A 22,885-nucleotide genomic window follows, 5' to 3' on the forward strand; every position below is an offset into this window, starting at 1 on the left:
ATTCGCACGCTGCATGTCTTGTTTTCCTGCCAGCCTCCGGCTGCACTATTGTCCTTATGACCTTACCCCCTGCCCAGCCTTTCATGGCTGGCAAATACCTGATCACTCCCTTGTCGCGTATCGCGAGGAGTGGCCGCTACACCGCATCGGTGTCCATCCGGCGCGGTCAGGGTTGCGGCACCAACGACCGTATCTACACCTTCAAGCCCGAATTCATCACCCGCGAGAGCGCCCTGCTGCACGCGGTAACGCAAGGGCGCCGCTGGATACACTACCCCCAGGCCTTTGCCTGATCTGACTGAGGAGAGGCCATGGCCAAAGAAGAACTGATTGAAATGCAAGGCAAGGTGGACGAAGTGCTGCCGGACTCCCGTTTTCGGGTGACGTTGGACAATGGCCATAGCCTGATCGCCTATACCGGTGGCAAGATGCGCAAGTTCCGCATCCGCATCCTGTCGGGCGACCGGGTGTCGCTGGAGATGTCGCCTTATGATCTGACCAAGGGGCGCATCACCTTCCGCCACCTGGAGAACCGCTCGTCTGGCCAGCCCCCGCGGCACCATACCCGATAATTTCCGCGGCGCGTAGCGCCGCTGTTTCCCCTGCGTCATGTACCGTGGCGCTTTTCATGAAAGGCTCACTATGAGCAACAAACTGTACGTCGGCAACCTGTCTTACTCGGTGCGCGATGCTGACCTGGAACAACAATTCTCGGCCTTTGGCACCGTCCAATCCGCCAAGGTGATGATGGAGCGTGACACCGGCCGTTCCAAGGGCTTCGGCTTTGTGGAAATGGGCAGCGCAGACGAAGCCCAAGCCGCAATCAACGGCATGAATGGCCAGCCCATGGGCGGCCGCAACCTGGTGGTCAACGAAGCCCGCCCGATGGAGCCGCGTCCCCCCCGCAGCGGTGGCGGCTTTGGCGGTGGCGGCGGCTATGGCGGCGGTGGCCGTGGCTTCGGCGGTGGTGACCGTCGCGGTTACTGATACCCTGGCTACCTGAGCCGGTATCCTGGCACGAAAGGTCTGTATGAACCAAGCGCCCCTTCCTCAGCCCAGGCAGGACGCACTTCGTGCCCAACTGCCCCAGGTTGCCGATCTGCTGCAGCAGCGCCGGGCCAGTGAAATCGATGAAACCGTCATCGACGATCTGGTATCGCTGGCGTGGCTGGAGTGGGTCGGCGGCAGCCTGCAGTTGACGACCACCGGCACCAATATCTGCCGCCGACGGCAGATGGAGTAATCGCCCTGGCACCGGGCGTGCGTCTGGTGCTCAGTGGCGTCATGCAACCACCTGGGGGCATGCCATGATTCCCACCATTACCGCTTTTGAGCAATCGCCTGATCGTGGCAAGGGGCTGGCGCGCGACATGCGCATCCGCTGGGCCCTGGAAGAAGTGGGCCAGCCGTACGAGGTTCGGCTGATTTCGTTCAAGGCGATGAAGGAGCCCGCGCACCTGGCGCTGCATCCCTTCGGGCAGATTCCCACCTATGAAGAAGGCGATCTCGTCCTGTTCGAGTCGGGCGCCATCGTGCTCCACATCGCGCAGCGCCACGCAGGGCTGCTGCCGGACGACGAGAACGCACGGGCGCGGGCGATTTCCTGGATGTTCGCCGCGCTGAACACGGTGGAGCCGCCCATTCTTGACCTGCAAACTGCCAAATTTCTGGAAGGCGACCAACCCTGGTCCGCAGCACGCCTGCCGCTGGTTCAGGACCGCATCCACCACCGGCTGAGCGAGCTTGCCGTTCGCCTCGGCGATTCCGAATGGCTCGATGGCGCATTCAGTGCGGGCGACCTCCTGATGGTGCATGCGCTGCTGCGGCTGAAGCCATCCGGCATGCTGGACGCATACCCGGGGCTTGCTGCCTACGTCGCCCGTGGCGAATCGCGTCCGGCCTATGTGCGTGCCTTCGCTGCCCAGTTGGCGGTTTTCACCGGCAAGCCTTGATCCCTGTTGGGTCTCTTGAGCGCTAGTGTGAGAGACAGGCTGCGGTGGGTGTGACCGATGCAGATTGATCCATTTGCACGAGCGAAGCCGGCCCACTTCCGGCATCGGTCTGAAAAGCCTTGGTTCAATACCAAGAAGCCCCGAGGCAGGACCCGATGCCTGAAAAAGATTTGTCCTGCTCCCCTCCATGCGCCCAGGTCGGCAACCAGCCTCGCATTGTTTGGGTCTGGCGGCCTTCAGGTTTGCTGCTGCAGGCGCGTGGCCTTCGCTTGGTCGAGTTGCTGCGGCTCCTCGTTTCCCTCTTGCTGAGTTTGCCTTTTTTCCTTTTCGGACAAGCCTCCATCCGCTTGATCTTCGTCATGGATCGGGACGGCTGGTTTTTTCATGCGAGACGACGGACTTGGCGCCTTGGCATCCCTCACGCGGTGGATGAGTGACTTGAATTCAGACATGCAGACCTCCGGTCTCGTCAGGTGGTCGGGATGGAGCACCCGGACCCACGGTACTCTCATTCAGGAGGTGGAACCGTTTGCGTAACAACTCTTACGTGGAAGTCCCGCGATAGTCGCGCCAATCACCGTCTCCTTGCGCTTTGCACCAGCACCATCCCGTCCTCGCGCCAAAAAGCCTCTTCGCCATATTCGTTGAGGACCGGGGGATTGAGTGCCCACCAACCATGTGGTCCTTCATACGCTTGCGCGAGCGTTCGCACAGAGCCGATGGCCAGCATGACGGACATCTCGTCAGTGCGGGTAAGCATCACTTTGTCGCCGGTGTTGAATTTCATCATCACCTCCTTGAGGATGATTGTGCGCCCGATTGGCTGGCGGCAATGCAATCCCTTGGGAAGCCTCCGGCAGGCCATGGCGTTGGGCTACGGCCTGCCCTGGGCTGTGCAGGGACTTACTGCCGATTCCACTATCCGGCTTGCAGGTCTCCTCACAGCGAAACCACGCTCAAGCCCCGTCGCGCGAGCCATTAGAGGCGAGAAGAGAACTTGGCAGCCGCCTTCATGACGTAATTTCTCCGGACCTGATGGCCATGCGGACCGCTTCCGCGGTGGTCTTCGCGCCCAATCGCTGGCGGATGCGCCGAAGGTGGTTTTCGATGGTGCGCTCGGAGAGGCCCATGATGGCCGCGGTTTCGGCCTGCCGCTTGCCCGCGGCCATCCAGCGCATGACCGTTTGTTCGCGCGGGGTCAGCCGCGATGGTCCTTTTGCTTCGGCCGTCGATGAAAACGACATCACCCTTCTGAGCGCCGCCTGGCCGATCAAGGTCAGGGCCAGCCGGGTGGCCAGGGAATCGTCGATACGGCTGCCGCCAAAGCTCATGGCCCCCACCAGTCCGTGAGGGCCGAAGACCGGCACCTGCCAGCCATGGATGCCGAGCCCGCGGGGGCTGTGCACGACACGGTAGGTTTCCGAGCCAGGTTCGCCGCGCTTCGTCCAGAAGAAGGGGCGGTCGGTCTCCAGGATGTGGTGGTTGACCGGGCACGATTTCAGGTAGGCCTTGGCATCCACTGGCGCACCGTCGCCAAACCAGTCACCTTCGGCCCAGTGCACATGCTCGACCACTTCCTTCCTGGATGGCATGGACGAATACAGGACAAAGCGATCGAATCCCCGCGGGCAGGCGAAGGCGCGCACCGCCCTGGCCAGGGCAGACAGGGTTTCGCTGCGCTCGATGGCGGCGATGGTGCGCACCACATCCTCCATCGGATCAACCCTTGGCCACTTCGTCCAGCAGTGCCCGCGCGGCGAGCTTGCCCAGGGCGTTGGAGGCAAAGGGGCTGTCGCCCGTGATCAGCTTGCGGTCCTGGTGCGTCGCTCCCGTCACATCGCTGTTGAGGATCGTGACGCCTTGTGCGCGCAGCTGCTCGCCAAAGAACCAGGTGAGGCCGCCCGGCATGTAGCCGATCGCCGGTGTCTGGCGATCCACTCCGTCAGGGAAGGCGCAGATGGAATATCCGCTGAAGGGCGATGCCTGGCCGAAGGCTCCGGCAGCGGCCAGCGCAGCCGGCCCATGGCATAGGGAGATGACATGCCGGTCGTTGTCCATGGCCCAGCGCAGCACCTGGGAGACAGCCTCGCTTTGCGGCAGTCCGATCAGGGCGCCGTGCCCGCCCGGGATGAACACGGCCAGGTATTCCGAATTACGGTCCAAGGTTTCGGCGATGTCGGAGAGCTTGCGGGGCTTCAGGAACTGGGGCAGATAGCTTTGGTGCAAGTCCGTGATCTCCGGCTGTGCCGTCGGCATGGCCCACATCTCGAACTTGACCGGATTGCCGGACAGCGTGGCCACGTCGATGCCGAAGCCGGCCTGGTGCAGGTGGTACATGGGCACCAGTGTCTCGACGGGATGGTTGCCCGTGGAGAACAGTTTGCCGGTATCGGTGGGCAGGTAACGCTCGTCCGCCGCGATCATGAGCACCTTCCGGCTGCCCTGGTAGGCATCCGGGTACGCATCGCCATCTATAGGCGTCGTGGGGCTGGTGAACTCGCCCAGCGAATAGGGGGAGGGGAAATAGGCATTGAACTCCGCCGGATCGGGGCTGGGTTGTTTGCTGCGGTCGCCGTCTGACATGCTGTGTACTCCTCGGGTTGGATGAGACTGATGTCTATGGTGATGCCACGGCCCTGTTTGCCATTGAGGGGAAATCCCTCAATCGGTGAGAGGCGATATCGCGCGAGCAGGACGCTTGCGGGACCCGATGCCCGGTGCATGTCCGGCATTGCCATACCGGCTGTCGTCGGCTTGCCAATATTGGCGGCAGAAGCTTGAGGGAGCGGTTGGCGACAAAGCAGAAAAGGCCGCAAACCGGAGCCTGCAGCCTTTGTTTTTTGGGTCTTTTGTGGGTTGGGTGTAAAAATCAGACTTGTCGATAAGTCATTGATTTTCATAATGTCTTGGCGGAAGCGGTGAGATTCGAACTCACGAACGGTTGCCCGTTGCCGGTTTTCAAGACCGGTGCAATCGACCACTCTGCCACGCTTCCTGGAGCCGGCCATTGTATGCGGATTTGCCTAGGCGTTTCGCAGGCGGGCAGGGCCTGGCGCGCCGGTGGGCTCGCTGGTTCCTGCAGGTTGGGCCATAGGGGCGGCTGGTAAAATCCGCCGCGCATGCCCTGCCAATCGATTGGCGGGGCGTGTTTCGTATCGGAAGGTGCTCGCCACGGATTGGATTTCGGGCGGGTGAAACGGGAACAAGGTTCAAGCCTTGGCTGCCCCCGCAACGGTATGCAGGAAAACACCCCAGGCAGGCGCCATGCGCGCTTGCGGCCACTGGGCAGGCGCATGTCGATCCTCGATCGCACACCATGCGCCGCCCGGGAAGGTGGGGTGCGGGCTCGTTCAACGAGCCGCCTGCGAGCCCGGAGACCGGCCCGCCGATGATCTCGGAGCGCTCCTGCCTTGGGGGCGCTCGCCTTCAACTGTCTGCGGGGTGTAGATGGCGATCTCGGCGGAGGTGGCTCGGCGTTCATGGCCCGGCCCGCGTCGCAGCCATCGCTTCAGGCAGTTGCATCTGGTCTGGATATGCGCTGCGTTCGTGAGCCTGCTTCCTTCTTTCCCGTTGCCGCGCGCTGCGCGGCGTTGAACCTGTTGCTGTGCCCGGCCGCCGTGCTGGCGCAGCAGACGCTGCCCGAAATGCAGGTGACGGCCCGGCCCGAGGGCGGCCTGGGCCTGTCCCTGCCTTCGACCTCGGGCAGCCGCACCGGCATCGCCACGCGCGACCTGCCCGCAAGCCTGGACCCGGTGGACAGCGAGACCTGGCAGGAGCGTGGCGATACCCGCATGGCCGACATCATCGGCCGCACGGTGGGCATGATGCCGATGAGCGCCTCGGGCTACAACAGCCTGTCGTTCAGCACGCGCGGCTTCACCGGCACCAACTCGGTGGGCATTGCCGAAGACGGCGCGCGGCTGAGCGTGGCTTCGAGCACCACCCCGTACCCCGGCGACGGCTGGGGCTACGAGCGCGTGGAGGTGCTGCGGGGCCCGGCCTCGATCCTGTACGGCACGGGCACGGTGGGCGCAACGGCCAACATCGTGCGCAAGCAGCCCAGCCGCGAACCGGTGCGCGAGGTGCTGGTGGGCGCAGGTTCGCACGGCACGGCGAAGCTGGGCGTGGGCCTGGCCGGCCCGTTGGGCGAGGCGCTGAGCTACCGCCTGGACGCCTACGGCCACTACACCAACGGCGAGCGCGACTTCGGCCGCGCCAGCGGCGGCAAGCTGATGAGCACCCTGCGCTGGCAGCCTAGCGGTGCGCTGCGCTTCGAGCTGCTGGCCGACGTGAGCGACCAGAAGCCCGAGCGCTACTTCGGCACCCCGGCGGTCGGCGGCCAGATCGTGAGCAGCCTGCGGCGCAGCAACTACAACGCCGAGGACGCCACTATCCGCATCAAGGACAACCGGGTGCGCGGCCGCATGCAATGGCAGGTCAACGAGGTGCTGACCGTGCGCGACGAGCTCTACCACTTCCAGGCCGACCGGCACTGGAGGAACATCGAGGGCTACCGCTACAACCCGGCCAGCGACACCGTTTCCCGCTTCGACTACCTGGAGATCGGGCATGACCTGGAGCAGACCGGCAACCGGCTGGAAGCCGCGATCCAGGCGGGCGCGCACCAACTGGTTGTGGGCTGGGAGGCTTCCAAGGCCCGGTTCCGCTACGCGGGCAATTCCCCCTACCGGGGCGATCCCTCCCGCTCGGCGCCCACGGTGTCTGCCAGCGATCCGGACCGCGGCCTCTGGGCCAGCCTCGACCCTACGCTGAACGTCTTCCAGACCGAGGCCACCACGCACGACTTCTATGCCGAGGATGCCTGGACGCTGGGTGAGCGCTGGCTGCTGCTGGCCGGCCTGCGCCGCGACATCACCGACATGTCGCGCCACGAATTCACCGGCGGCAAGCCCTTCGACAAGACCCTGGGCGGCACGGCGTGGCGCCTGGGCCTGACGTACCGGCTCGATGCGCAGACCAACCTCTACGGCCAGGTCTCGCAGGGACACGATCCGGTGACCAACATCCTGACGCTGAACCTCGCCAACCGCGACTTCAGGCTCACCACGGCACGCCAGGTCGAAGTGGGGCTGAAACAGCAGTTCGGCCAGGGCCTGGGCGAGTGGACGGCGGCGGCCTACCGCATCGACAAGCGCGACATCGTCACGCGCGATCCGGTCACGCCATCGCTGTCGGTGCAAGGGGGGCGGCAGCGCTCCCAGGGCCTGGAGCTGAGCGCTGCGCTGCGCCTGTCGCCGAACTGGCGCCTGGAGGGCAACTACGCGCTGGTCGATGCGAAGTTCGACGAGCTGGTCGAGGCCGGCGGCGCCGACCGCCAGGGCAACCGCCCGGCCAACGTGCCGCGCCAGATGGCCAACCTGTGGGCGCATTACAGCGCCGACAGCGGCCTGGGCCGCTGGCAGGCTTCGCTGGGCGCGCGCGCGGTGGGGCAGCGCTACGCCGACAATGCCAACACGGCCAGCACCGGCGGCTTCACCGTCTGGGATGCCGCCCTGAGCTGGCGCCCCCAGCCACGCGCTACCTACCGCCTGACGGTGCGCAACCTCACGAACAAGCTCTACAGCTATTCGGCCATCTCCGGCAGCCAGGCCTACCTGGGCGATGGGCGCCGCGTCGACCTGACGGCGCAGTTTGCATTCTGATGACTGCAGCAAAAACCATAGCGGCTCGCGATTGACTGCTCTATGAATCAGCGGAAAACATATTTGAACTCTAGAAATGGCAAGCGCCAGGCGCTCCTGTTTTTACAGTGCGCTGCCGTGGCCTGCGTGCTGCTGGCCGGCTGCTCCGAGCGCCGCGAGGCCCCGCCCCTGGCCGGGCCTGCCGCTGCGCCCGCGCAGGCGCGCGCGCCCGTCACCCTGTCGGTCTGCGGCCAGCCGGCCAGCTACACCGCGGTGCCGCGGCGCGCGGTGGCGCATGGCATCAACATCGTCGAGATGATGCTGGCGCTGGGGCTGGAGGACCGCCTCGCGGGCTACGGCGGCCTGCGCGACCTGCAGCGCCTGCCGCCGGCCATGCGGGCGCAGCTGGCCGGGGTGCCCGACCTGTCCAGCACCGGCATGAACCTGGAAACCATCCTGGGCGCGCAGGCCGATTTCGTCTTCAGCGGCTGGAGCTATGGCTTCCGCGACGGGCAGGTCACGCCGCAGGGCCTGGGCGAGCTGGGCATCGCCAGCTATGTGCTGACCGAGTCGTGCATCCGCAAGGTGGCGCGCCAGCGCGTGGCGCTCGAAGACACCTTTGCCGACCTGCTGGCGCTGGGCCGCATTTTCGGCATCGAGGCCCGTGCTCAGGCGCTGGTCGATGGCCAGCGCGCCGAGCTGCGGCGCATCGGCGAGGCGCTGCAGGGCGTGGCACGCCCCAGGGTCTTCGTCTACGACAGCGGCACCGACATCCCGGTCACCACCGGCCGCTACGCCATGCCCCAGGCCATGATCGAGGCCGCGGGCGGCAGCAACATCTTCGCCGACCTGGACAGCAGCTGGATGCGCGGCAACTGGGAAGACGTGATCGCCCGCGACCCGGACTGGGTCGTCATCGTCGACAACGACCGGCCCGCGCCCGGCGGCAAGCAGGCCTTCCTGCTCGGCAAGCCCGAGCTGGCCCAGGTCAGGGCGATCCGCGAGCGCCGCTTCGTGCTGCTGGACTTTGCCGAGGCCACGCCCGGCCCGCGCAACCTGGCCGGCGTGCAGCGCATCGCGCGGGCGCTGCATCCGGACCGCCTGCCCACGCCATGAGTCCCACGCCATGAATCCCGTGCCGACCCCCGTGCGCTCTGCCTTCGCGCTGCAGCGGCGCCACCTGGCCTGGTGGCTGGCCGGCCTGCTGGCCTTGCTGGCGCTGTCGCTCACGCTGGCGGTCACGCTCGGGCCGGTGCGGCTGGCGGCTGGCCAGGTCTGGCACATCGCCGGGTTCGAGATCGGCCAGCGCCTGGGGCTGGACCTGGCGGCGGGCGACTGGAGCCTGCCGCAGGCGCAGATCGTCTGGCGCGTGCGCCTGCCGCGCGTGCTGCTGGCCGCGCTGGCCGGCGCCGGGCTGGCGCTGGTGGGCGTGGCCATGCAGGCCATGGTGCGCAACCCGCTGGCCGACCCGTACCTGCTCGGCGTGTCCTCGGGTGCTTCGGTGGGCGCGGTGGCGGTGCTGGCCTATGGCGTGCTGGCCTTCGCCGGCAGCTGGGCGCTGCCGCTGGGCGCCTTCGGCGGCGCACTGGCGGCCTGCGTGCTGGTGTATGCGCTGGCGCATTCGGACGGGCGGCTGCAGGCCTCGCGCCTCATCCTGGGCGGCGTCGCCATCGCCTACTGCCTGGGCGGCATCACCAGCCTCATCGTGCTCACCGCCGACCAGCGCGAGCTGGCGAACGCGGTGCTCACCTGGACCATGGGCAGCCTGGCGGGCACGCGCTGGGACGAGCTGGGCCTGCCCAGCCTGCTGCTGCTGGCCGGCATGGCGCTGCTGCTGGCGCAGGCGCGCGCGCTCAATGCGCTGCTCAGCGGCGAAGACAGCGCCGCGACGCTGGGCGTGGACACCACGCGCACGCGCCGCTGGCTGTTCGTGCTGGTGTCGCTGGTCACCGGCACGCTGGTGGCGCTGGCCGGGCCGATAGGCTTCGTCGGCCTGATGGTGCCGCACATCACGCGCATGCTGGTCGGTGCCGAGCACCGGCGCGTGCTGCCGGTGTCGGCCCTGGTGGGGGCGATCTTCCTGGTCTGGGTGGACGTGCTCTCGCGCACCGCGTTCGCGCCGGCGGAGCTGCCGCTGGGCGTCATCACCTCGCTGGTGGGCGGGCCGTTCTTCGTCTGGATGCTGTACCGCCACCACGCGGCGCGGAGGCTGGCGGCATGAACCACCTGGAGGCCCGGCACCTGCACTGGCAGGCGGCAGCCGCGCACATCGTGCGCGATGTCAGCCTGCACGCGGCGCGGGGCGAGTTCGTGGGCCTGCTCGGCCCCAACGGCAGCGGCAAATCCACGCTGCTGCGCATGGTCTACCGCATCCTCAGGCCGGCTGGCGGCCAGGTGGCCGTCGACGGCCGCGACGTGTGGCTGGGCAGCGCGCGCGACAACGCCCGCCGCATGGCGGTCCTGGCGCAGGAGAACGCCGGCGAGTTCGACCTGCGCGTGCGCGACGTGGTGCTGATGGGCCGCACGCCGCACCAGCCGCCCTTCGCGCGCGACAGCGAGGAGGACTTCCGCATCGTGGCCCAGGCGCTGCGGCGCACCGATGCCGAGGCCCTGGCCGAGCGCATGTTCTCCACGCTGTCCGGCGGCGAAAAGCAGCGCGTGCTCATGGCCCGGGCGCTGGCCCAGCAGGCGCCGCTGCTGGTGCTGGACGAGCCCACGAACCACCTGGACATCCGCCACCAGTTCGAGCTGATGAACCTGATCCGCCGCCTGGGCCTGACCACGCTGGCCGCGCTGCACGAGCTGCCGCTGGCCGCGCACTACTGCGACCGGCTCTACCTGCTGCACCATGGCGCGCTGGTGGCCGAAGGCACGCCGGCCCAGGTGCTGACGCCCGAAACCATCGCCGCGGTCTATGGCGTGCGCGCCCTGGTGCGCCCCAGTCCGCGCACCGGCAAGCCGCTGATCGAATACCTGCCGGACGAGGCACCCTGAATGCACGACACATCCCTGGCCGTCATCCTGCTGAGCCGTGGCGCCGCCTATGCGGCCGGTGAAACCGAACTGGCGCAGCTGGCAGAGCGCGTGCAGGCCGCGATGGCCGCCCAGGGCATGGCGCCGCTGCGCGTGCAGCCCGCCTTCGTGGACCGCTGCCAGCCGGCCCTGCCCGAGGCGCTCGATGCCTGCGCCGCCGCGCAGGCCGTGGTCATCGTGCCCATGATGGTGCCCGACGAGCCCTCTTTGCGCCGCTGGCTGCACAAGCTGGTCATGCGCTGGCGGGCGGGCCGCACCAACTGTCCGCGCCTGGTCTTTGCCGAGCCGCTGCTGCAGGCGCCGCGGCTGGCCGACACGCTGGTCCACACGGTGCGGCAGTCGCTGGCGGCGCCCGACGTGCCCGCCTTGGTTGGCGACGACACCTGGGAGCGCGACCCCGCCGGCTGGTCCAGCGTGCCCGAGCACCAGCACCATGTGCTGTGGTGCGTGGGGCCGCGCTGCGCGGCCAAGGGCTCGGTGCAGCTGTGGCCCGGGCTGGCCCGGACGGTGCGCGAAACGCCCGGCCTCAGGAAGCGCGTGATGCTGCTGCAGACCGGTTGCCAGTACCCCTGCAACCACGGGCCGCTGATGATCGTCTACCCCGACAGCGTGTGGTACGGGCCGCTCGCTGAGGCCGACCTCGGGCGCGTGCTCGTGCAGCATGTGCTGCACGGCGAGGTGGATGCGGCGCTGCATGTGCACGGGCCGCGGCAGGTACTTCAAAAACAATAGCTTTTAGCGCTTGGTATTCAATGATTTCAAATACATAACGATCCAGATTGCTTGCGAATAAAGCGCAAGCAGCTATCTTTTTCAATTCAACCAGAGACCACTCCATGCAGACCACCAAGATCCCCGCCACCATCGTCACCGGCTTTCTCGGCAGCGGCAAGACCACGTTGATGCGCCACATCCTCCAGCAGGCCCAGGGCCTGCGCGTGGCCGTCATCGTCAACGAGTTCGGCGAGCTGGGCATCGACGGCGAGATCCTGCGCACCTGCGCCATCGGCTGCCAGGAAGAGGGCGGCGCCGACACGCAGGCGGGCCAGATCTACGAGCTGGCCAACGGCTGCATGTGCTGCACGGTGCAGGAGGAGTTCTTTCCGGTGATGCGGGCGCTGGCCGAGCGCCGCGCCGACATCGACGTGCTGCTGATCGAGACCAGCGGCCTGGCCCTGCCCAAGCCGCTGGTGCAGGCCTTCCAGTGGCCCGAGATCGCCAGCGCCTTCACCGTGGACTCGGTGGTCACCGTGGTCGACACGCCCGCCGCCGCCGCCGGCCAGTTCGCCCACGATCCGCATGCCGTCGACGAGCAGCGCCAGGCCGATCCCAACCTCGACCACGAGGCCAGCCTGCACGAGCTGTTCGAGGACCAGCTCTCGGCCGCCGACCTGGTCGTGCTGTCCAAGGTCGATCTGGTTTCGCCCGCCGAGCTGGCCCAGGTGCGCGCGCTGGTCGCGGGCGAGGTGCCGGCCGAGGTCAAGATGGTCGAGGCCGAGCAAGGCCGCGTGCCGCTGTCCGTGCTGCTGGGCCAGCAGCGCGCGGCCGAGGCCCATATCGACGAGCGCCACTCCAACCATGACCACGACGAAGACCATGACCACGACGCCTTCGACTCGCTGTTCATCGACCTGGGCGCGGTGGACCGCGAGCGCCTGCTGCAGGCGCTGCAGGCCATCGTGCAGCAGCACGCGGTGCTGCGCGTCAAGGGCTTTGCCGCGCTGCCGGGCAAGAAGATGCGGCTGCTGGTGCAGGGCGTGGGGCGGCGCTTCGACGCCTACTTCGACCGCGCCTGGAACGAGGGCGAGGCGCCCGCCACGCGCCTGGTCTTCATCGGCAAGGGGCTGGACGCGGCGGTGCTGCGCACGGCGCTGGCGGCTGCAGAAGTTTGAAGTGAAATCAGCCTCCAGCCCTTATCCATCAAGCGCAAGCAGCTCTATTTTTTGAACCATGCACCTGCTCAGCACCCGCCCCGGCGGCTTTGTCGAAGACGACAGCATCATCACCCGCCTCGACCAGACGCCCGCCGAGATGGTGGTGCTCAGCTCGGCCGACACCACACTGTCGCTGCTGGCCGATGCCTACCGGCTGTGGCGGCAGGCCGAGCCGGATGCTCCCACGCTGCGGCTCGTGAACCTGCTGCACCTGCGCCAGAGCGCATCGCTCGACCTGTACATCGACGAGGTGCTGCAGCACGCCCGGCTGGTCATCGTCGACCACCTCGGCGCCGAGTCGGCCTGGCCCTACGGCATCGAGCAGCTGCGCAGGCTCGCGCAGCGCCAGGGGCAAAAGCTCGCCATGTTCTCGGGCGACAGCCAGGAGGATGCCGAGCTGCTGGCCAAGGGCACGCTGGCTCCAGAGCACAGCCGCGCGCTGTGGCAGTACCTGCGCGCCGGCGGCCTGGCCAATGCGCGCGAGTTCCTGCGCATGGGCGCGGCCTGGGGCCTGGGCCGGGCCGTGGAGGGCGCGCCGGTGCGCGTGCTGCCGCCGGTGGCCGTGCATGTGCCGCTGGCCTGGGCGGACGATACGCCGGGCCGCATCCCCGGCCTCGATGACCTGCAGGCGCGCTGGCAGCCGGGCGCGCCGGTGGTCATGCTGGTGTTCTACCGCTCGCACCTGCTGGCGGCCAATACCGATGCCTTCGATGCCATGGCCGAGGCGCTGCTGGCGCAGGGCCTGAACCCGCTGCCGCTGGCGCTGGAGTCGCTGAAGGACGCGCTGTGCCTGCAGACGCTGCGCGCGCTGTGCGCGGCGCATGGCGTGCAGCTCATCCTCAACACCACGGCCTTCGCGGCGCTGGGCGAGCATGCGCGCGCGGGCGAGGTTGCCGATGCGCTGGCCGGCGACATCCCGGTGCTGCAGGTGATCGCCAGCGGCGCCAACCGCGACGACTGGCTGGCCGACCCGCAGGGCCTGCGCCCGCGCGACATCGCCATGCAGGTGGTGCTGCCCGAGATGGACGGCCGCATCATGACGCGGGCCATGAGCTTCAAGGGCCTGGCCCACCGCTGCGAGCTGACGCAGACCGACGTGGTCGCCTACCAGGCCGAGCCCGACCGCGTGCAGTGGATCGCCGAGCTGGCCCGGCGCTGGTGCGTGCTGCGCAGCAAGCCGGCGGCCGACAAGCGCGCCGCGCTGGTGCTGGCCAACTACCCCGGCAGCGAGGCCCGCCTGGGCAGCGGCGTGGGGCTGGACACGCCGGCCTCGGTGCTCGCGCTGCTGGCGCAGCTCGAGCGCGACGGCTGGAACCTGGGCGATGCGGGCGAGCGCCCCGCCGATGGCCAGGCGCTGATGGAGCGCCTGCAGCAAGGCATTGCCAACGACCCCAGGCAGTGGCCGCTGCGCGCGGCCCGCCAGGGCTATGCGCTGCAGGCCTACCGCCAGCGGCTGGCGCAGCTGCCCGCGGGCATGGCCGAGGCCATCGCCGCCCGCTGGGGCGCGCCCGAGCAGGACCCGATGCTGCGCGAGGGCTGGTTCATGGTGGCCGGGCTGCAGCTGGGCAATGTCTTCGTCGGCATCCAGCCGGCGCGTTCACTTGATGGCCGCAACGACTACGCCCAGTACCACGACGCCGAGCTGGTGCCGCCGCACCACTACCTGGCCTTCTATTTCTGGCTGCGCGATGCCTTCGGCGTCGATGCCATGGTGCACGTGGGCAAGCATGGCAACCTCGAGTGGCTGCCGGGCAAGAGCCTGGCGCTGTCGCAGCAGTGCTGGCCCGATGCCATCCTGGGGCCCCTGCCCCATGTCTACCCCTTCATCGTCAACGACCCCGGCGAGGGCGCGCAGGCCAAGCGCCGCAGCCAGGCCGTCATCATCGACCACCTGATGCCGCCGCTGGCCCGCGCCGAGAACCACGGCCCGATGCAGGAGCTGGAGCGGCTGGTGGACGAGTACTACGACGCGCTGCTGGTGGACCAGCGCCGCGCCGGCCTGCTGCGCCGCCAGATCCTCGACGCTGCTCGCGGCCAGGACCTGCTGCGCGAGCTCGGTGTGGGTGCCGAGCAGGACGAGCAAATCCTGGAGCGCATCGACGCCTACCTGTGCGAACTGAAGGAAACCCAGATCCGCGACGGCCTGCACATCTTCGGCAGCTCGCCCCGGGGTGGCCTGCGCGACAGCACCCTGCTGGCCCTGGCGCGCTACCCCGCGGCGGGCGAGCAGGGCCTGTTGAACGCGCTGGCCGCCGACCTGCTGCCGGGCCATGATTGGAACCCGCTGGACATGGATGCGGCCGCCGCCTGGACGGGCCCGCGCCCGCCGGTGCTGGCCGAGCTCGACGCCAGCCCCTGGCGCCATGGCGGCGACACGCGCGAGCGCCTGGAGCTGCTGGCGCTGCGCGTGCTGCAGCAGCCCGAGATCGCCCAAGGCTGGCCGCAGACCCTGCAGGTGCTGGCGCGCATCCACGCGCAGATCGCGCCGGCGCTCGACGCCTGCGGCGGCGAGGAGCTGCGCCAGTTCTCGCGCGCGCTGCAGGGCCGCTTCGTGCCGCCGGGCCCCAGCGGCTCGCCGTCGCGCGGGCGCTGCGACACCTTGCCCACCGGGCGCAATTTCTACACCGTGGACACGCGCGCCATCCCCACGCAGACCGCCTGGGCGCTGGGCCAGCAGGCCAGCGAGCGGCTGATCGCGCGCTACCTGCAGGAGCATGGCGAGTACCCGGCGGCCATCGGCATCTCGGTCTGGGGCACGGCCACCATGCGCACCGGTGGCGACGACATCGCCCAGGCCTTCGCGCTGATCGGCGTGCGCCCGAAGTGGGCGCCGGGCAGCCAGCGCGTGGTGGACTTCGAGGTGATCCCCAGCGTGGGCCTGCGCCGCCCGCGCGTGGACGTGACGCTGCGCATCAGCGGCTTCTTCCGCGATGCGTTTCCGGGCGTGGTGCAGATGTTCGACGCCGCCGTGCGCGCCGTGGCCGAGCAGGACGAGGACGCCGAGGACAACCCGATCCGCGCCCGCGTGCTGCGCGATGCCGCCGCGTGGGTGGAGCAGGGTGTGGGCCTGGCCGAGGCCCGCGAACAGGCGCTGTGGCGTGTGTTCGGCGCGCCCGCGGGCAGCTACGGCGCCAGCATGCACGAGCTGCTGCGCTCGGGCCAGTGGAGCGACGCCGGCGACTTCGCGCGCCACTACCTGCACTGGGGTGCTTTCGCCTACGGCCGGCAGGCCGACGGCGTGCCCGCGCGCCAGGCGCTGGAGCGGCGCCTGCAGGCGCTGGACGTGGTGCTGCAGAACCAGGACAGCCGCGAGCACGACCTGCTCGACTCCAGCGAGTACTACCAGCACCAGGGCGGCATGGTGGCCGCCGTGCGCCACCTCGGCGGCGGCGAGCCGGCCGTCTACCATGGCGACCACGGCAACCCGCAGTCGGCCAGGGTCCGCTCGCTGGCCGAGGAGATCGGCCGCGTGGTGCGCGCCCGCGTCACCAACCCCAAGTGGATCGCGGGCGCCATGCGCCACGGCTACAAGGGCGCGTTCGAGATGGCGGCCACGGTGGACTACCTGTTCGGCTTCGACGCCACCACGCAGCTGGTGTCCGATGCACACTACGCGCTGGTCACCGAGGCCTATGTGCAGGACGATGCCGTGCGGCAGTTCCTGCGCGAGCACAACCCGCGCGCCCTGGGCGACATCGTGGGCCGGCTGCTCGAAGCCATCGACCGCGGCATGTGGGAGCAGCCCGGCGCGCTGCACGAAGCGCTGCTGGCGCGCCTGCTGGAGCATGAGGAATGCATGGAAGGACGAGCACCGCAATGACACCGACATTTCCCCTATCGGCCATCCAGGGCCAGCCGCAGCTGGTGCAGGCCCTGCTGCTGGCCGCCATCGAGCCGGCGCTGGGCGGCGTGCTGGTCCAGGGCCCGCGCGGCACGGCCAAGTCCACGGCGGCGCGTGCGCTGGCCGACGTGCTGGCGCCCGCGCCCTTCGTCACGCTGCCGCTGGGCGCGTCCATCGAGCATGTGGTGGGCAGCTTCGACCTGGCCAAGGCGCTGGCGGGCCACGAGGTGGCCTTCGCGCCCGGTCTGCTGGCCAGGGCGCATGGCGGCGTGCTCTACGTCGACGAGATCAACCTGCTGCCCGACGCCATCGTCGATGTGCTGCTGGACGTGGCCGCCTCGGGCGTGAACCGTGTCGAGCGCGACGGCATCTCGCACGGCCACGCGGCGCGCTTCGTGCTGATCGGCACCATGAACCCCGAGGAGGGCATGCTGCGCCCGCAGCTGCTGGACCGGCTGGGCCTGTGCGTGCAACTCGCCAACGCGCAGGAGCCGCAGCTGCGCAGCGCCATCGTCAAGGCGCGGCTGCGCTTCGACCTCGACCCCGCCGGCTTTGTGCAGGCCCACGCGGCTGAGCAGGCCCGCATCGCAGCGCGCCTGCAGCAGGCGCTTGCGCGCTGCGCCGATGGCGGTCAACTGCCCTGGAGCGATTCTGTGCACGACGAAGTGGCGCGCCAGTGCATCGCGGCCCGGGTGGACGGTCTGCGCGCCGACCTGGTGATGCTGCGCGCGGCGCGCGCGCTGGCCGCCTGGGAGGGCAGCGAGGCGATCGAAGCCCGCCATGTGGCCGAGGTCGCGCCGCTGGTGCTGCTGCACCGCGCGGCCGAGGCACCCGCCGAGGCCACGCCGCGCCCGGCTTCGGCGCCATCGCCGGCCTCCGCGCCGCCGCCATCACCATCCTCGGCGCCATCGCCCACGGATCGCACGGCTGATGCCCGTCCGGCCAGTCCTTCAAGCTCGGGCCTGCAGCAGCCACCCGCCGGCTGGGGCGAGCCCCAGCCCCTGGCCAGCACGCCCTTTGCCGCGCACGAGGCCGATGCCTTGGCGCAGGCCGCGATGGAGGCCCTGGCCGCAAAAAAAGCCCGCGCCCCCGGCCTGCCGCGCTGAAGCCCTCGGTATACCGCCCCGGCCGGGGGCAGGCATCGGCGGCTGCGGCTGCGGCCGCGCTCGCCAGCCACGCGCAGCCTGTGGCGCGGCGCCAGCCGGGCGCTGCGCTCGACTGGCCGGCGACGCTGCGCGCGCGCCACGGCCAGCCGCTCGCGGCCGCGCACCTGCGCTGGCGCCAGCCGCAGGGCCGGCCCCGGCCCCTGCAGGTGTTCGCGCTCGACTGCTCGGCCTCGATGCTGGAGAGCGGCGCCTTCGCCCGGGCCAAGGGCCTGCTGCTGCAGTGGATGCGCTGGGCCTACCTGCAGCGCATGCCGGTGGCGCTGCTGTGCTTTGGCGCCGGCCAGGTGCAGTGGCGTCTGTCGCCGCGCCGTGCGCCGCAGTGCAATGCGGCGCTGGTCGAGCCCTTGCGCGGCGGCGGTGGCACGCCGCTGGCGCAGGCGCTGCACACGGCCTGGGCCCTGCTGGCGCAGCGGCCCGAGCCCGACGCCTGCCTGTGGGTGCTCAGCGACTTCCGCAGCCCCGAGGTGCTGGCATTGCAGCACGAGCCAGCGCCGCCCGGGCTGGCCCAGGTGCTGGTCGATTGCGAAGCCCCGGCGCGCGCCGGCCGGCCGGCCTTTGGCGGTGCCGGGCGCCTGGCGCAGGCCTGGCCGGGAACGGTGCGGCTGGCTTTGTAGCCATGGTGGAAACAAACTGCGTCCGGTTTGCTCCTTTATGAGAAACAGCGCGTTCATTACAGTGGGCCTGTACTTCCAAGGAGACAGGCATGTTCGAACCCCATCTGTTCGCAGGGCAGCGCATTCTCATCACCGGTGGCGGCACCGGCCTGGGGCTGGCCATGGCCCGCAAGCTGGCCTCGCTGGGCGCGGAAATCCACCTGTGCGGCCGCAGGCTCGATGTGGTCGAAGCCGCCGCGGCACAGTTGCAGGCGGATTTCGGCGCGGCCGCCTTCGCGCATGCGCTGGACATCCGCTCGCCCGAGGCCGTCCAGCAGACCATTGACGATCTCTGGCAGCGCCACGGCCCGCTGACGGCCCTGGTCAACAATGCCGCGGGCAATTTCGTCAGCCGTACCGAAGACCTCAGCGTCAACGGCTTCCATGCGATCTCCGATATCGTGTTCCGCGGCACGTTCTATGTGACGCAGGCCGTGGGCCGCCAATGGATCGCCCGGCAGTTGCCGGGCGCGGTGCTGTCCATTGTGGTGACTTGGGTGGACACGGGGGCGCCGTTCGTCGTGCCCTCGGCCATGTCCAAGGCCGGGCTGGATGCGATGACCAAGTCCCTGGCCGTGGAATGGGGCCCCAAGGGCATACGCTGCAATGCGATTGCGCCGGGCGTGATCCCCACCCAGGGCGCGAGCAGCCGGCTGCGGCCCGGCATCAAGGGCAACGAGGATTCGGCCGCGCGGCGCCAGGCCGACAACCCCATGCGCCGCCTGGGCACGGGCGAGGACCTGGGCAACCTGGCCGCCTACATGCTGGCGCCGGGCAACACCTGGCTGAACGGCCAGACCATCACGCTCGATGGCGGCGATGCGCTGGCCAATGGCGCCTATTTCACCGAGTACCAGCACTGGGGCGACGAGGACTGGGCCCAGGCCAGGCAGCGGGCCATCAGCGCCAACCAGACCGCGAGGGCCGCATGATGCAGGCGCCGCAACCCCTGTCCACCCTGGTGTTCCAGGGCACCGAGACCGATGCGCAGCAGCAGCACAGCCGCGGCAGCCGCCTGGCCCAGGGCCTGCGGTCCCTGGGCCTGCAGGCCGGTGATGTGGTGGCCGTGCACCTGCGCAATGGCCTCGAGTACGCCGACGTGGTGCATGCCTGCCGCATAGGCGGCATGAGCTACTGCCCCTTGAGCTGGCACTTCACCGCGCCGGAGATCAATTTCATCCTGGGCGACAGTGGCGCCAAGGCGCTGGTCACCAGCCAGTCGCTGCTGGACGGCCTGCAGCAGCCGCTCGACGACACCATCCCCCGCCTGGTCGTGGGCGCCCATACCGATACCGGGGCGCTGGACTACGAGCGCTGGCTGGCAGGGCAGCAGCCCTACGATGGCCCGTTCGTGTCGCCGCGCGGGCACATGGCCTACACCTCGGGTACCACGGGACGGCCCAAGGGGGTGGTGCGGCAGGCGGTGCCGGTCGAGGAACTGCCCGCGCGCCAGGCCATGAGCCGCCGGCTGGTAGAGACCGCCTACGGCCTGCGCGCAGGCGCGCGCACGCTGCTGGCCGCGCCCATCTACCACAGCGCTCCCAGCCTGTATTTCCAGAACGCACTCATGCTGTCGGAACTGGTGGTGCTGGAGCAGCGCTTCGACCCCGAGGGGTTCCTGCGGCTGGTGCAGGAGCACCGCATAGACACGGCCTACATGGTGCCCATCATGTACGTGCGCCTGCTGCGCCTGCCCCGCGAGGTGCGCGAGCAGTACGACCTGTCGTCGCTGCGCTTCATCGCGTCCACCGGCTCGCCCTGCGCGCCCGACATCAAGAAGGCCATGATCGAGTGGCTGGGCCCCGTGATCAACGAGACCTATGCGTCCAGCGAAGCCGGCCTGGTCACCTTCATCGACTCGCAGCAGGCCTTGGCGCATCCCGGCAGCGCGGGCCGGCCGCTGCTCGATGCCCAGGTGCGCATCCTCGACAAGGCGGGTGCGCAGCTGCCGGCCGGCGAGGTGGGACTGATCTATGTGCGCCAGCCGGCCTATGCCGACTTCAGCTACCAAGGCAACGACGAGGCGCGGCGCAAGATAGACCGGGACGGCCTGGTGACGCTGGGCGACATGGGCTACCTCGACGACGAGGGCTTTCTCTATGTCTGCGACCGGGACTCCGACCTGGTCATCTCGGGCGGGGTCAACATCTACCCGGCCGAGATCGAGAACGAGCTGCTCAGGCACCCCTCGGTCTCGGACTGCGCGGTGCTGGGCATTCCCGATGCGGAGTACGGCGAAAGCCTGCACGCGCTGATCGAATCGCCCGCTGCCGGCCCGGCCCTGGCCGATGAACTCCAGGCCTGGCTCAGGCAGCGGCTCGCCGCCTACAAGGTGCCCAGAAGCATGGAGTTCCGTACGCTGCCCCGCGACGACAACGGCAAGATCGCCAAGCGCCGGCTGCGCGACCAGTTCTGGGGCGCGCAGCAGCGCAAGGTCTAGAGCGTGTTATGCACTTTTACGTACCCGCGTTGGGGCGGCAGGCCTGTGATCGCAAGGCGCAGTGCGCAGCCAAGGCTCATGCCTTGGCAAGCGCTGCAACACAGCGAGCGCCGGCCTGCCGCCCCAACCCTTCGGGAAAGCCGGGGAGAGGCCCGGCCACTTTGTTGCAGTCCGCGAGCGGTGTGCGAACCGCCCCGCGGCCTGCGTCGCGTTGCCGGGCCTCTCCCCGGCTTTCGCGGGCACGTCAAAGTGCATAACACGCTCTAACCACTCATACAAGCATCCAAGGAGACAAACCATCATGAAGAAGAACCTGATCTGCCTGGTCCTGGCCGGCATGGCATCGCTGGCAGGCACCCCGGCCCTGGCCCAGGCTGATTACCCCAGCAAGCCGCTGAAGCTCGTGGCCCCGTATGCGCCGGGCGGCTCGGCCGACCTGCTGGCGCGCACGCTGGCCACCCACCTGTCCGAGCAGATCAAGCAGCCGGTGGTGGTGGAGAACAAGCCCGGCGCCAACACCATGATCGCGGCCACGGCCGTGTCGCGCGCGCCTGCGGATGGCTACACGCTGCTGCTGGCCAGCAACGCCAGCATGGTGCTGAACCCGCTGCTCTACAAGAAGCTCAGCTACGAGCCGGCCAAGGATCTGACGTTGACCAATATCCTGGCCGAGGCGCCGCTGGTGCTGGTCACCAACAGCCAGACCGGCATCAAAAACGTGGCCGAGCTGAAGGCCCATGCCCAGGCCCACGCCGGCCGGCTGAACTACAGCTCCATCGGCCTGGGCAATCCGCTGCAACTGACCACCGAGCTCATCAAGAGCCGCCTGGGCGTGGAGGCCACGCACATCCCCTTCAACGGCAGCGCGCCGGCGCTGACGGCGCTGATGTCCAACGATACCCAGCTCATGGTTGATGTGGTGGGCACCTCGCTGCCGCAGATCAAGGCGGGCAAGCTCGTGCCCATCGCCACGACGGCCCTGGCGCGCTCCAGCTTCCTGCCCGATACGCCGACCATTGCCGAGTCGGGATTCCCGGGCTTCAGGGCGGCCACCTGGTTCGGCGTGGCCCTGCCTTCGGGCACGCCGGCCTCCGTCAGCGCCAAGCTCAAGGCGGCCGTCGACGCGGTGCTGCAGAAGCCCGAGTTCGCCTCGGCGCTCCACACCCAGTACCTGGCGGGCCGCAAGCCGCAGGCCCAGCCGGAGCTGGAAGCCTTCCTGAAAGAGGACAGCGCCATGTGGCGCAATGTGATCGCCGACAACCGGATCGCGCTGGAGCAGTGAGCCGGAACGGGCCTCACTCCACGAACCGGCGCAGCCGCGCCTGCAGGAACTCCGTCATGACCTTGACCGCATGCGGCGGGCGGCGATTGGCCAGCGTGATGACGTAGAGCCGGTCGCCCAGCCCGGACACGCGCCAGTCCGGGCACACCCGCTGCACGGTGCCGGCGCGCAGCTCGTCGATCACCATGTACTGGGGCAGGGCGGCCACGCCGCAGCCCATCAGCATCGACTGCTTGAGGAAGGGGAAGTGCTCGCTGGTGACATAGGGCTCGCATTGCAGGTGCAGGGTCTGCTGCGGGCTGCTGACGGTGATGGCGTAGGTCTTGCCGTCGCCCGGCGGCGTCAGCAGCACGCCGTGGGGAATGTCGGCGGGGGTGCGGAACGCATGCGTCCGCGCGAAGTCCCGGCTGGCATACAGCGCGGTCTCGACCGTGCCCAGTTCCCGGGCCACCAGGCTGCCGTGCACCTCGCCCGTCACCCGCACCGCGATGTCGATCTCGGCGCCCATCAGGTCGCTTACCCGGTTCGAGAACAGCACGCGGATGCGGACCTGCGGATGGTGCTTGTGGAACTCGAGCAGCATCTCGGCCAGGTACAGCTCGCCCAGGCCCGTGGGGATGCTCAGCCGCACCGTGCCGGTCACCGCGTGCTGCAGCGCGTCGATGGAGCCCCGGGCGGCCTCGACCTGCTCGATGATGTTGCAGCCGCGCCCATACAGCACCTCCCCGGCCTCGGTGAGCGAGATGCTCCGGGTGGAGCGGTGCAGCAGCCGGGTGCCCAGCGAGGCCTCCAGCGCCTTCAGCTCCTTGCTGACCTTGGAGCGGGTGACGTCCCGGCGCCGCGCGGCCTCGCTGAGGCTGCGGGCGTCCACCACCTCGACAAAGTTTCGGATGAGATTGATATCCATGTACTGCGGGCCGCGCCGGCACCCTGGAGCCTGAA

The 22,885-nt window shown here is 69.0% G+C and carries 21 protein-coding genes, 1 tRNA gene, 1 pseudogene and 1 riboswitch; of the genes and pseudogenes, 17 read left to right on the forward strand and 6 right to left on the reverse strand.

What is annotated here, in order from left to right; genetic code table 11:
- Window positions 1–56: 56 nt before the first annotated feature.
- The 5 genes and pseudogenes from ACYVKR_RS06735 to ACYVKR_RS06755 all read left to right on the forward strand — a co-directional run bounded on the left by ACYVKR_RS06735 (window position 57) and on the right by ACYVKR_RS06755 (window position 1,952).
- Window positions 57–293: a hypothetical protein gene (locus ACYVKR_RS06735; RefSeq protein ID WP_460480029.1), complete on the forward strand. Its 237-nt coding sequence runs from the start codon at window positions 57–59 to the stop codon at window positions 291–293.
- A gap of 18 nt (window positions 294–311) precedes the next feature.
- Window positions 312–572: a translation initiation factor IF-1 gene (infA, locus tag ACYVKR_RS06740; protein WP_460480030.1), complete on the forward strand. Its 261-nt coding sequence runs from the start codon at window positions 312–314 to the stop codon at window positions 570–572.
- A gap of 70 nt (window positions 573–642) precedes the next feature.
- Window positions 643–984, forward strand: a pseudogene (locus ACYVKR_RS06745) (RNA recognition motif domain-containing protein); the annotation flags it as partial.
- A gap of 46 nt (window positions 985–1,030) precedes the next feature.
- Window positions 1,031–1,243: a hypothetical protein gene (locus ACYVKR_RS06750; protein WP_460480031.1), complete on the forward strand. Its 213-nt coding sequence runs from the start codon at window positions 1,031–1,033 to the stop codon at window positions 1,241–1,243.
- Window positions 1,244–1,307: 64 nt separating this feature from the next.
- Window positions 1,308–1,952 (forward strand): glutathione S-transferase family protein, encoded by a 645-nt coding sequence (locus ACYVKR_RS06755; RefSeq protein ID WP_460480032.1) that lies wholly within the window; start codon window positions 1,308–1,310, stop codon window positions 1,950–1,952.
- Window positions 1,953–2,188: 236 nt separating this feature from the next.
- Here the strand turns inward: ACYVKR_RS06755 and ACYVKR_RS06760 are convergent, their stop codons facing one another.
- From ACYVKR_RS06760 to ACYVKR_RS06780, 5 genes are all read right to left on the reverse strand, one after another.
- On the reverse strand, window positions 2,189–2,404 hold the full coding sequence (locus tag ACYVKR_RS06760) for a hypothetical protein (RefSeq protein ID WP_460480033.1): 216 nt from the start codon (window positions 2,402–2,404) through the stop codon (window positions 2,189–2,191).
- A gap of 122 nt (window positions 2,405–2,526) precedes the next feature.
- Complete coding sequence (locus ACYVKR_RS06765) at window positions 2,527–2,739, reverse strand: hypothetical protein (protein WP_460480034.1); 213 nt, start codon at window positions 2,737–2,739, stop codon at window positions 2,527–2,529.
- Between the two features lie 223 nt (window positions 2,740–2,962).
- Window positions 2,963–3,655 carry a PA1136 family autoinducer-binding transcriptional regulator gene (locus tag ACYVKR_RS06770; protein ID WP_460480035.1) on the reverse strand — a complete coding sequence of 231 codons (693 nt, stop codon included), beginning with the start codon at window positions 3,653–3,655 and terminating at the stop codon, window positions 2,963–2,965.
- Window positions 3,656–3,671: 16 nt separating this feature from the next.
- Complete coding sequence (hchA, locus tag ACYVKR_RS06775; RefSeq protein ID WP_460480036.1) at window positions 3,672–4,535, reverse strand: protein deglycase HchA; 864 nt, start codon at window positions 4,533–4,535, stop codon at window positions 3,672–3,674.
- 324 nt (window positions 4,536–4,859) lie between these two features.
- A tRNA-Ser gene (locus ACYVKR_RS06780) sits at window positions 4,860–4,947 on the reverse strand.
- A gap of 148 nt (window positions 4,948–5,095) precedes the next feature.
- Window positions 5,096–5,352, forward strand: a riboswitch (cobalamin riboswitch).
- A 133-nt stretch (window positions 5,353–5,485) separates the two neighbouring features.
- Between ACYVKR_RS06780 and ACYVKR_RS06785 the strand changes: the two genes are divergently transcribed.
- The 12 genes from ACYVKR_RS06785 (at window position 5,486) to ACYVKR_RS06840 (ending at window position 21,943) form a co-directional block, all read left to right on the forward strand.
- Window positions 5,486–7,615 (forward strand): TonB-dependent receptor, encoded by a 2,130-nt coding sequence (locus ACYVKR_RS06785; RefSeq protein ID WP_460480037.1) that lies wholly within the window; start codon window positions 5,486–5,488, stop codon window positions 7,613–7,615.
- A 63-nt stretch (window positions 7,616–7,678) separates the two neighbouring features.
- Complete coding sequence (locus ACYVKR_RS06790) at window positions 7,679–8,710, forward strand: ABC transporter substrate-binding protein (protein ID WP_460480038.1); 1,032 nt, start codon at window positions 7,679–7,681, stop codon at window positions 8,708–8,710.
- A 10-nt stretch (window positions 8,711–8,720) separates the two neighbouring features.
- A complete protein-coding gene (locus tag ACYVKR_RS06795) occupies window positions 8,721–9,815 on the forward strand; it encodes a FecCD family ABC transporter permease (protein WP_460480039.1) in 1,095 nt (364 codons plus the stop codon).
- Window positions 9,812–10,588, forward strand: a complete 777-nt coding sequence (locus ACYVKR_RS06800; protein WP_460480040.1) for an ABC transporter ATP-binding protein — start codon at window positions 9,812–9,814, stop codon at window positions 10,586–10,588. The genes ACYVKR_RS06795 and ACYVKR_RS06800 overlap by 4 nt, the downstream gene beginning before the upstream one ends.
- Complete coding sequence (locus tag ACYVKR_RS06805; RefSeq protein ID WP_460480041.1) at window positions 10,589–11,359, forward strand: (2Fe-2S) ferredoxin domain-containing protein; 771 nt, start codon at window positions 10,589–10,591, stop codon at window positions 11,357–11,359.
- Window positions 11,360–11,463: 104 nt separating this feature from the next.
- Window positions 11,464–12,519 carry a cobalamin biosynthesis protein CobW gene (cobW, locus tag ACYVKR_RS06810; protein ID WP_460480042.1) on the forward strand — a complete coding sequence of 352 codons (1,056 nt, stop codon included), beginning with the start codon at window positions 11,464–11,466 and terminating at the stop codon, window positions 12,517–12,519.
- A 58-nt stretch (window positions 12,520–12,577) separates the two neighbouring features.
- Window positions 12,578–16,381 (forward strand): cobaltochelatase subunit CobN, encoded by a 3,804-nt coding sequence (gene cobN / locus ACYVKR_RS06815; protein WP_460480043.1) that lies wholly within the window; start codon window positions 12,578–12,580, stop codon window positions 16,379–16,381.
- Window positions 16,378–17,508 carry an ATP-binding protein gene (locus tag ACYVKR_RS06820; protein ID WP_460480044.1) on the forward strand — a complete coding sequence of 377 codons (1,131 nt, stop codon included), beginning with the start codon at window positions 16,378–16,380 and terminating at the stop codon, window positions 17,506–17,508. The genes cobN and ACYVKR_RS06820 overlap by 4 nt, the downstream gene beginning before the upstream one ends.
- A gap of 80 nt (window positions 17,509–17,588) precedes the next feature.
- A complete protein-coding gene (locus ACYVKR_RS06825; RefSeq protein WP_460480045.1) occupies window positions 17,589–18,182 on the forward strand; it encodes a vWA domain-containing protein in 594 nt (197 codons plus the stop codon).
- Window positions 18,183–18,271: 89 nt separating this feature from the next.
- The gene (locus ACYVKR_RS06830) at window positions 18,272–19,153 is read left to right on the forward strand and encodes a Rossmann-fold NAD(P)-binding domain-containing protein (RefSeq protein ID WP_460480046.1); all 882 of its coding nucleotides are present in this window, start codon (window positions 18,272–18,274) and stop codon (window positions 19,151–19,153) included.
- Window positions 19,150–20,661 carry an AMP-binding protein gene (locus tag ACYVKR_RS06835; protein WP_460480047.1) on the forward strand — a complete coding sequence of 504 codons (1,512 nt, stop codon included), beginning with the start codon at window positions 19,150–19,152 and terminating at the stop codon, window positions 20,659–20,661. The genes ACYVKR_RS06830 and ACYVKR_RS06835 overlap by 4 nt, the downstream gene beginning before the upstream one ends.
- Window positions 20,662–20,962: 301 nt before the next feature.
- Window positions 20,963–21,943, forward strand: coding sequence for a Bug family tripartite tricarboxylate transporter substrate binding protein (locus tag ACYVKR_RS06840; RefSeq protein WP_460480048.1), 981 nt, complete (start codon window positions 20,963–20,965; stop codon window positions 21,941–21,943).
- 13 nt (window positions 21,944–21,956) lie between these two features.
- On the opposite strand, the gene ACYVKR_RS06845 is transcribed toward ACYVKR_RS06840, so the two are convergent.
- Window positions 21,957–22,850 (reverse strand): LysR family transcriptional regulator, encoded by an 894-nt coding sequence (locus tag ACYVKR_RS06845; protein ID WP_460480049.1) that lies wholly within the window; start codon window positions 22,848–22,850, stop codon window positions 21,957–21,959.
- Window positions 22,851–22,885: the final 35 nt, after the last annotated feature.

This window comes from Comamonas humi (assembly GCF_054782535.1).

Coding starts and splice junctions, on each gene's coding strand:
- ACYVKR_RS06735 (WP_460480029.1), top strand. CDS start 57: ATGACCTTACCCCCTGCCCAGCCTTTCATGGCTGGCAAATACCTGATC.
- infA (WP_460480030.1), top strand. CDS start 312: ATGGCCAAAGAAGAACTGATTGAAATGCAAGGCAAGGTGGACGAAGTG.
- ACYVKR_RS06750 (WP_460480031.1), top strand. CDS start 1,031: ATGAACCAAGCGCCCCTTCCTCAGCCCAGGCAGGACGCACTTCGTGCC.
- ACYVKR_RS06755 (WP_460480032.1), top strand. CDS start 1,308: ATGATTCCCACCATTACCGCTTTTGAGCAATCGCCTGATCGTGGCAAG.
- ACYVKR_RS06760 (WP_460480033.1), bottom strand. CDS start 2,404: ATGTCTGAATTCAAGTCACTCATCCACCGCGTGAGGGATGCCAAGGCG.
- ACYVKR_RS06765 (WP_460480034.1), bottom strand. CDS start 2,739: ATGAAATTCAACACCGGCGACAAAGTGATGCTTACCCGCACTGACGAG.
- hchA (WP_460480036.1), bottom strand. CDS start 4,535: ATGTCAGACGGCGACCGCAGCAAACAACCCAGCCCCGATCCGGCGGAG.
- ACYVKR_RS06785 (WP_460480037.1), top strand. CDS start 5,486: ATGCGCTGCGTTCGTGAGCCTGCTTCCTTCTTTCCCGTTGCCGCGCGC.
- ACYVKR_RS06795 (WP_460480039.1), top strand. CDS start 8,721: ATGAATCCCGTGCCGACCCCCGTGCGCTCTGCCTTCGCGCTGCAGCGG.
- ACYVKR_RS06800 (WP_460480040.1), top strand. CDS start 9,812: ATGAACCACCTGGAGGCCCGGCACCTGCACTGGCAGGCGGCAGCCGCG.
- ACYVKR_RS06805 (WP_460480041.1), top strand. CDS start 10,589: ATGCACGACACATCCCTGGCCGTCATCCTGCTGAGCCGTGGCGCCGCC.
- cobW (WP_460480042.1), top strand. CDS start 11,464: ATGCAGACCACCAAGATCCCCGCCACCATCGTCACCGGCTTTCTCGGC.
- cobN (WP_460480043.1), top strand. CDS start 12,578: ATGCACCTGCTCAGCACCCGCCCCGGCGGCTTTGTCGAAGACGACAGC.
- ACYVKR_RS06820 (WP_460480044.1), top strand. CDS start 16,378: ATGACACCGACATTTCCCCTATCGGCCATCCAGGGCCAGCCGCAGCTG.
- ACYVKR_RS06830 (WP_460480046.1), top strand. CDS start 18,272: ATGTTCGAACCCCATCTGTTCGCAGGGCAGCGCATTCTCATCACCGGT.
- ACYVKR_RS06835 (WP_460480047.1), top strand. CDS start 19,150: ATGATGCAGGCGCCGCAACCCCTGTCCACCCTGGTGTTCCAGGGCACC.
- ACYVKR_RS06840 (WP_460480048.1), top strand. CDS start 20,963: ATGAAGAAGAACCTGATCTGCCTGGTCCTGGCCGGCATGGCATCGCTG.
- ACYVKR_RS06845 (WP_460480049.1), bottom strand. CDS start 22,850: ATGGATATCAATCTCATCCGAAACTTTGTCGAGGTGGTGGACGCCCGC.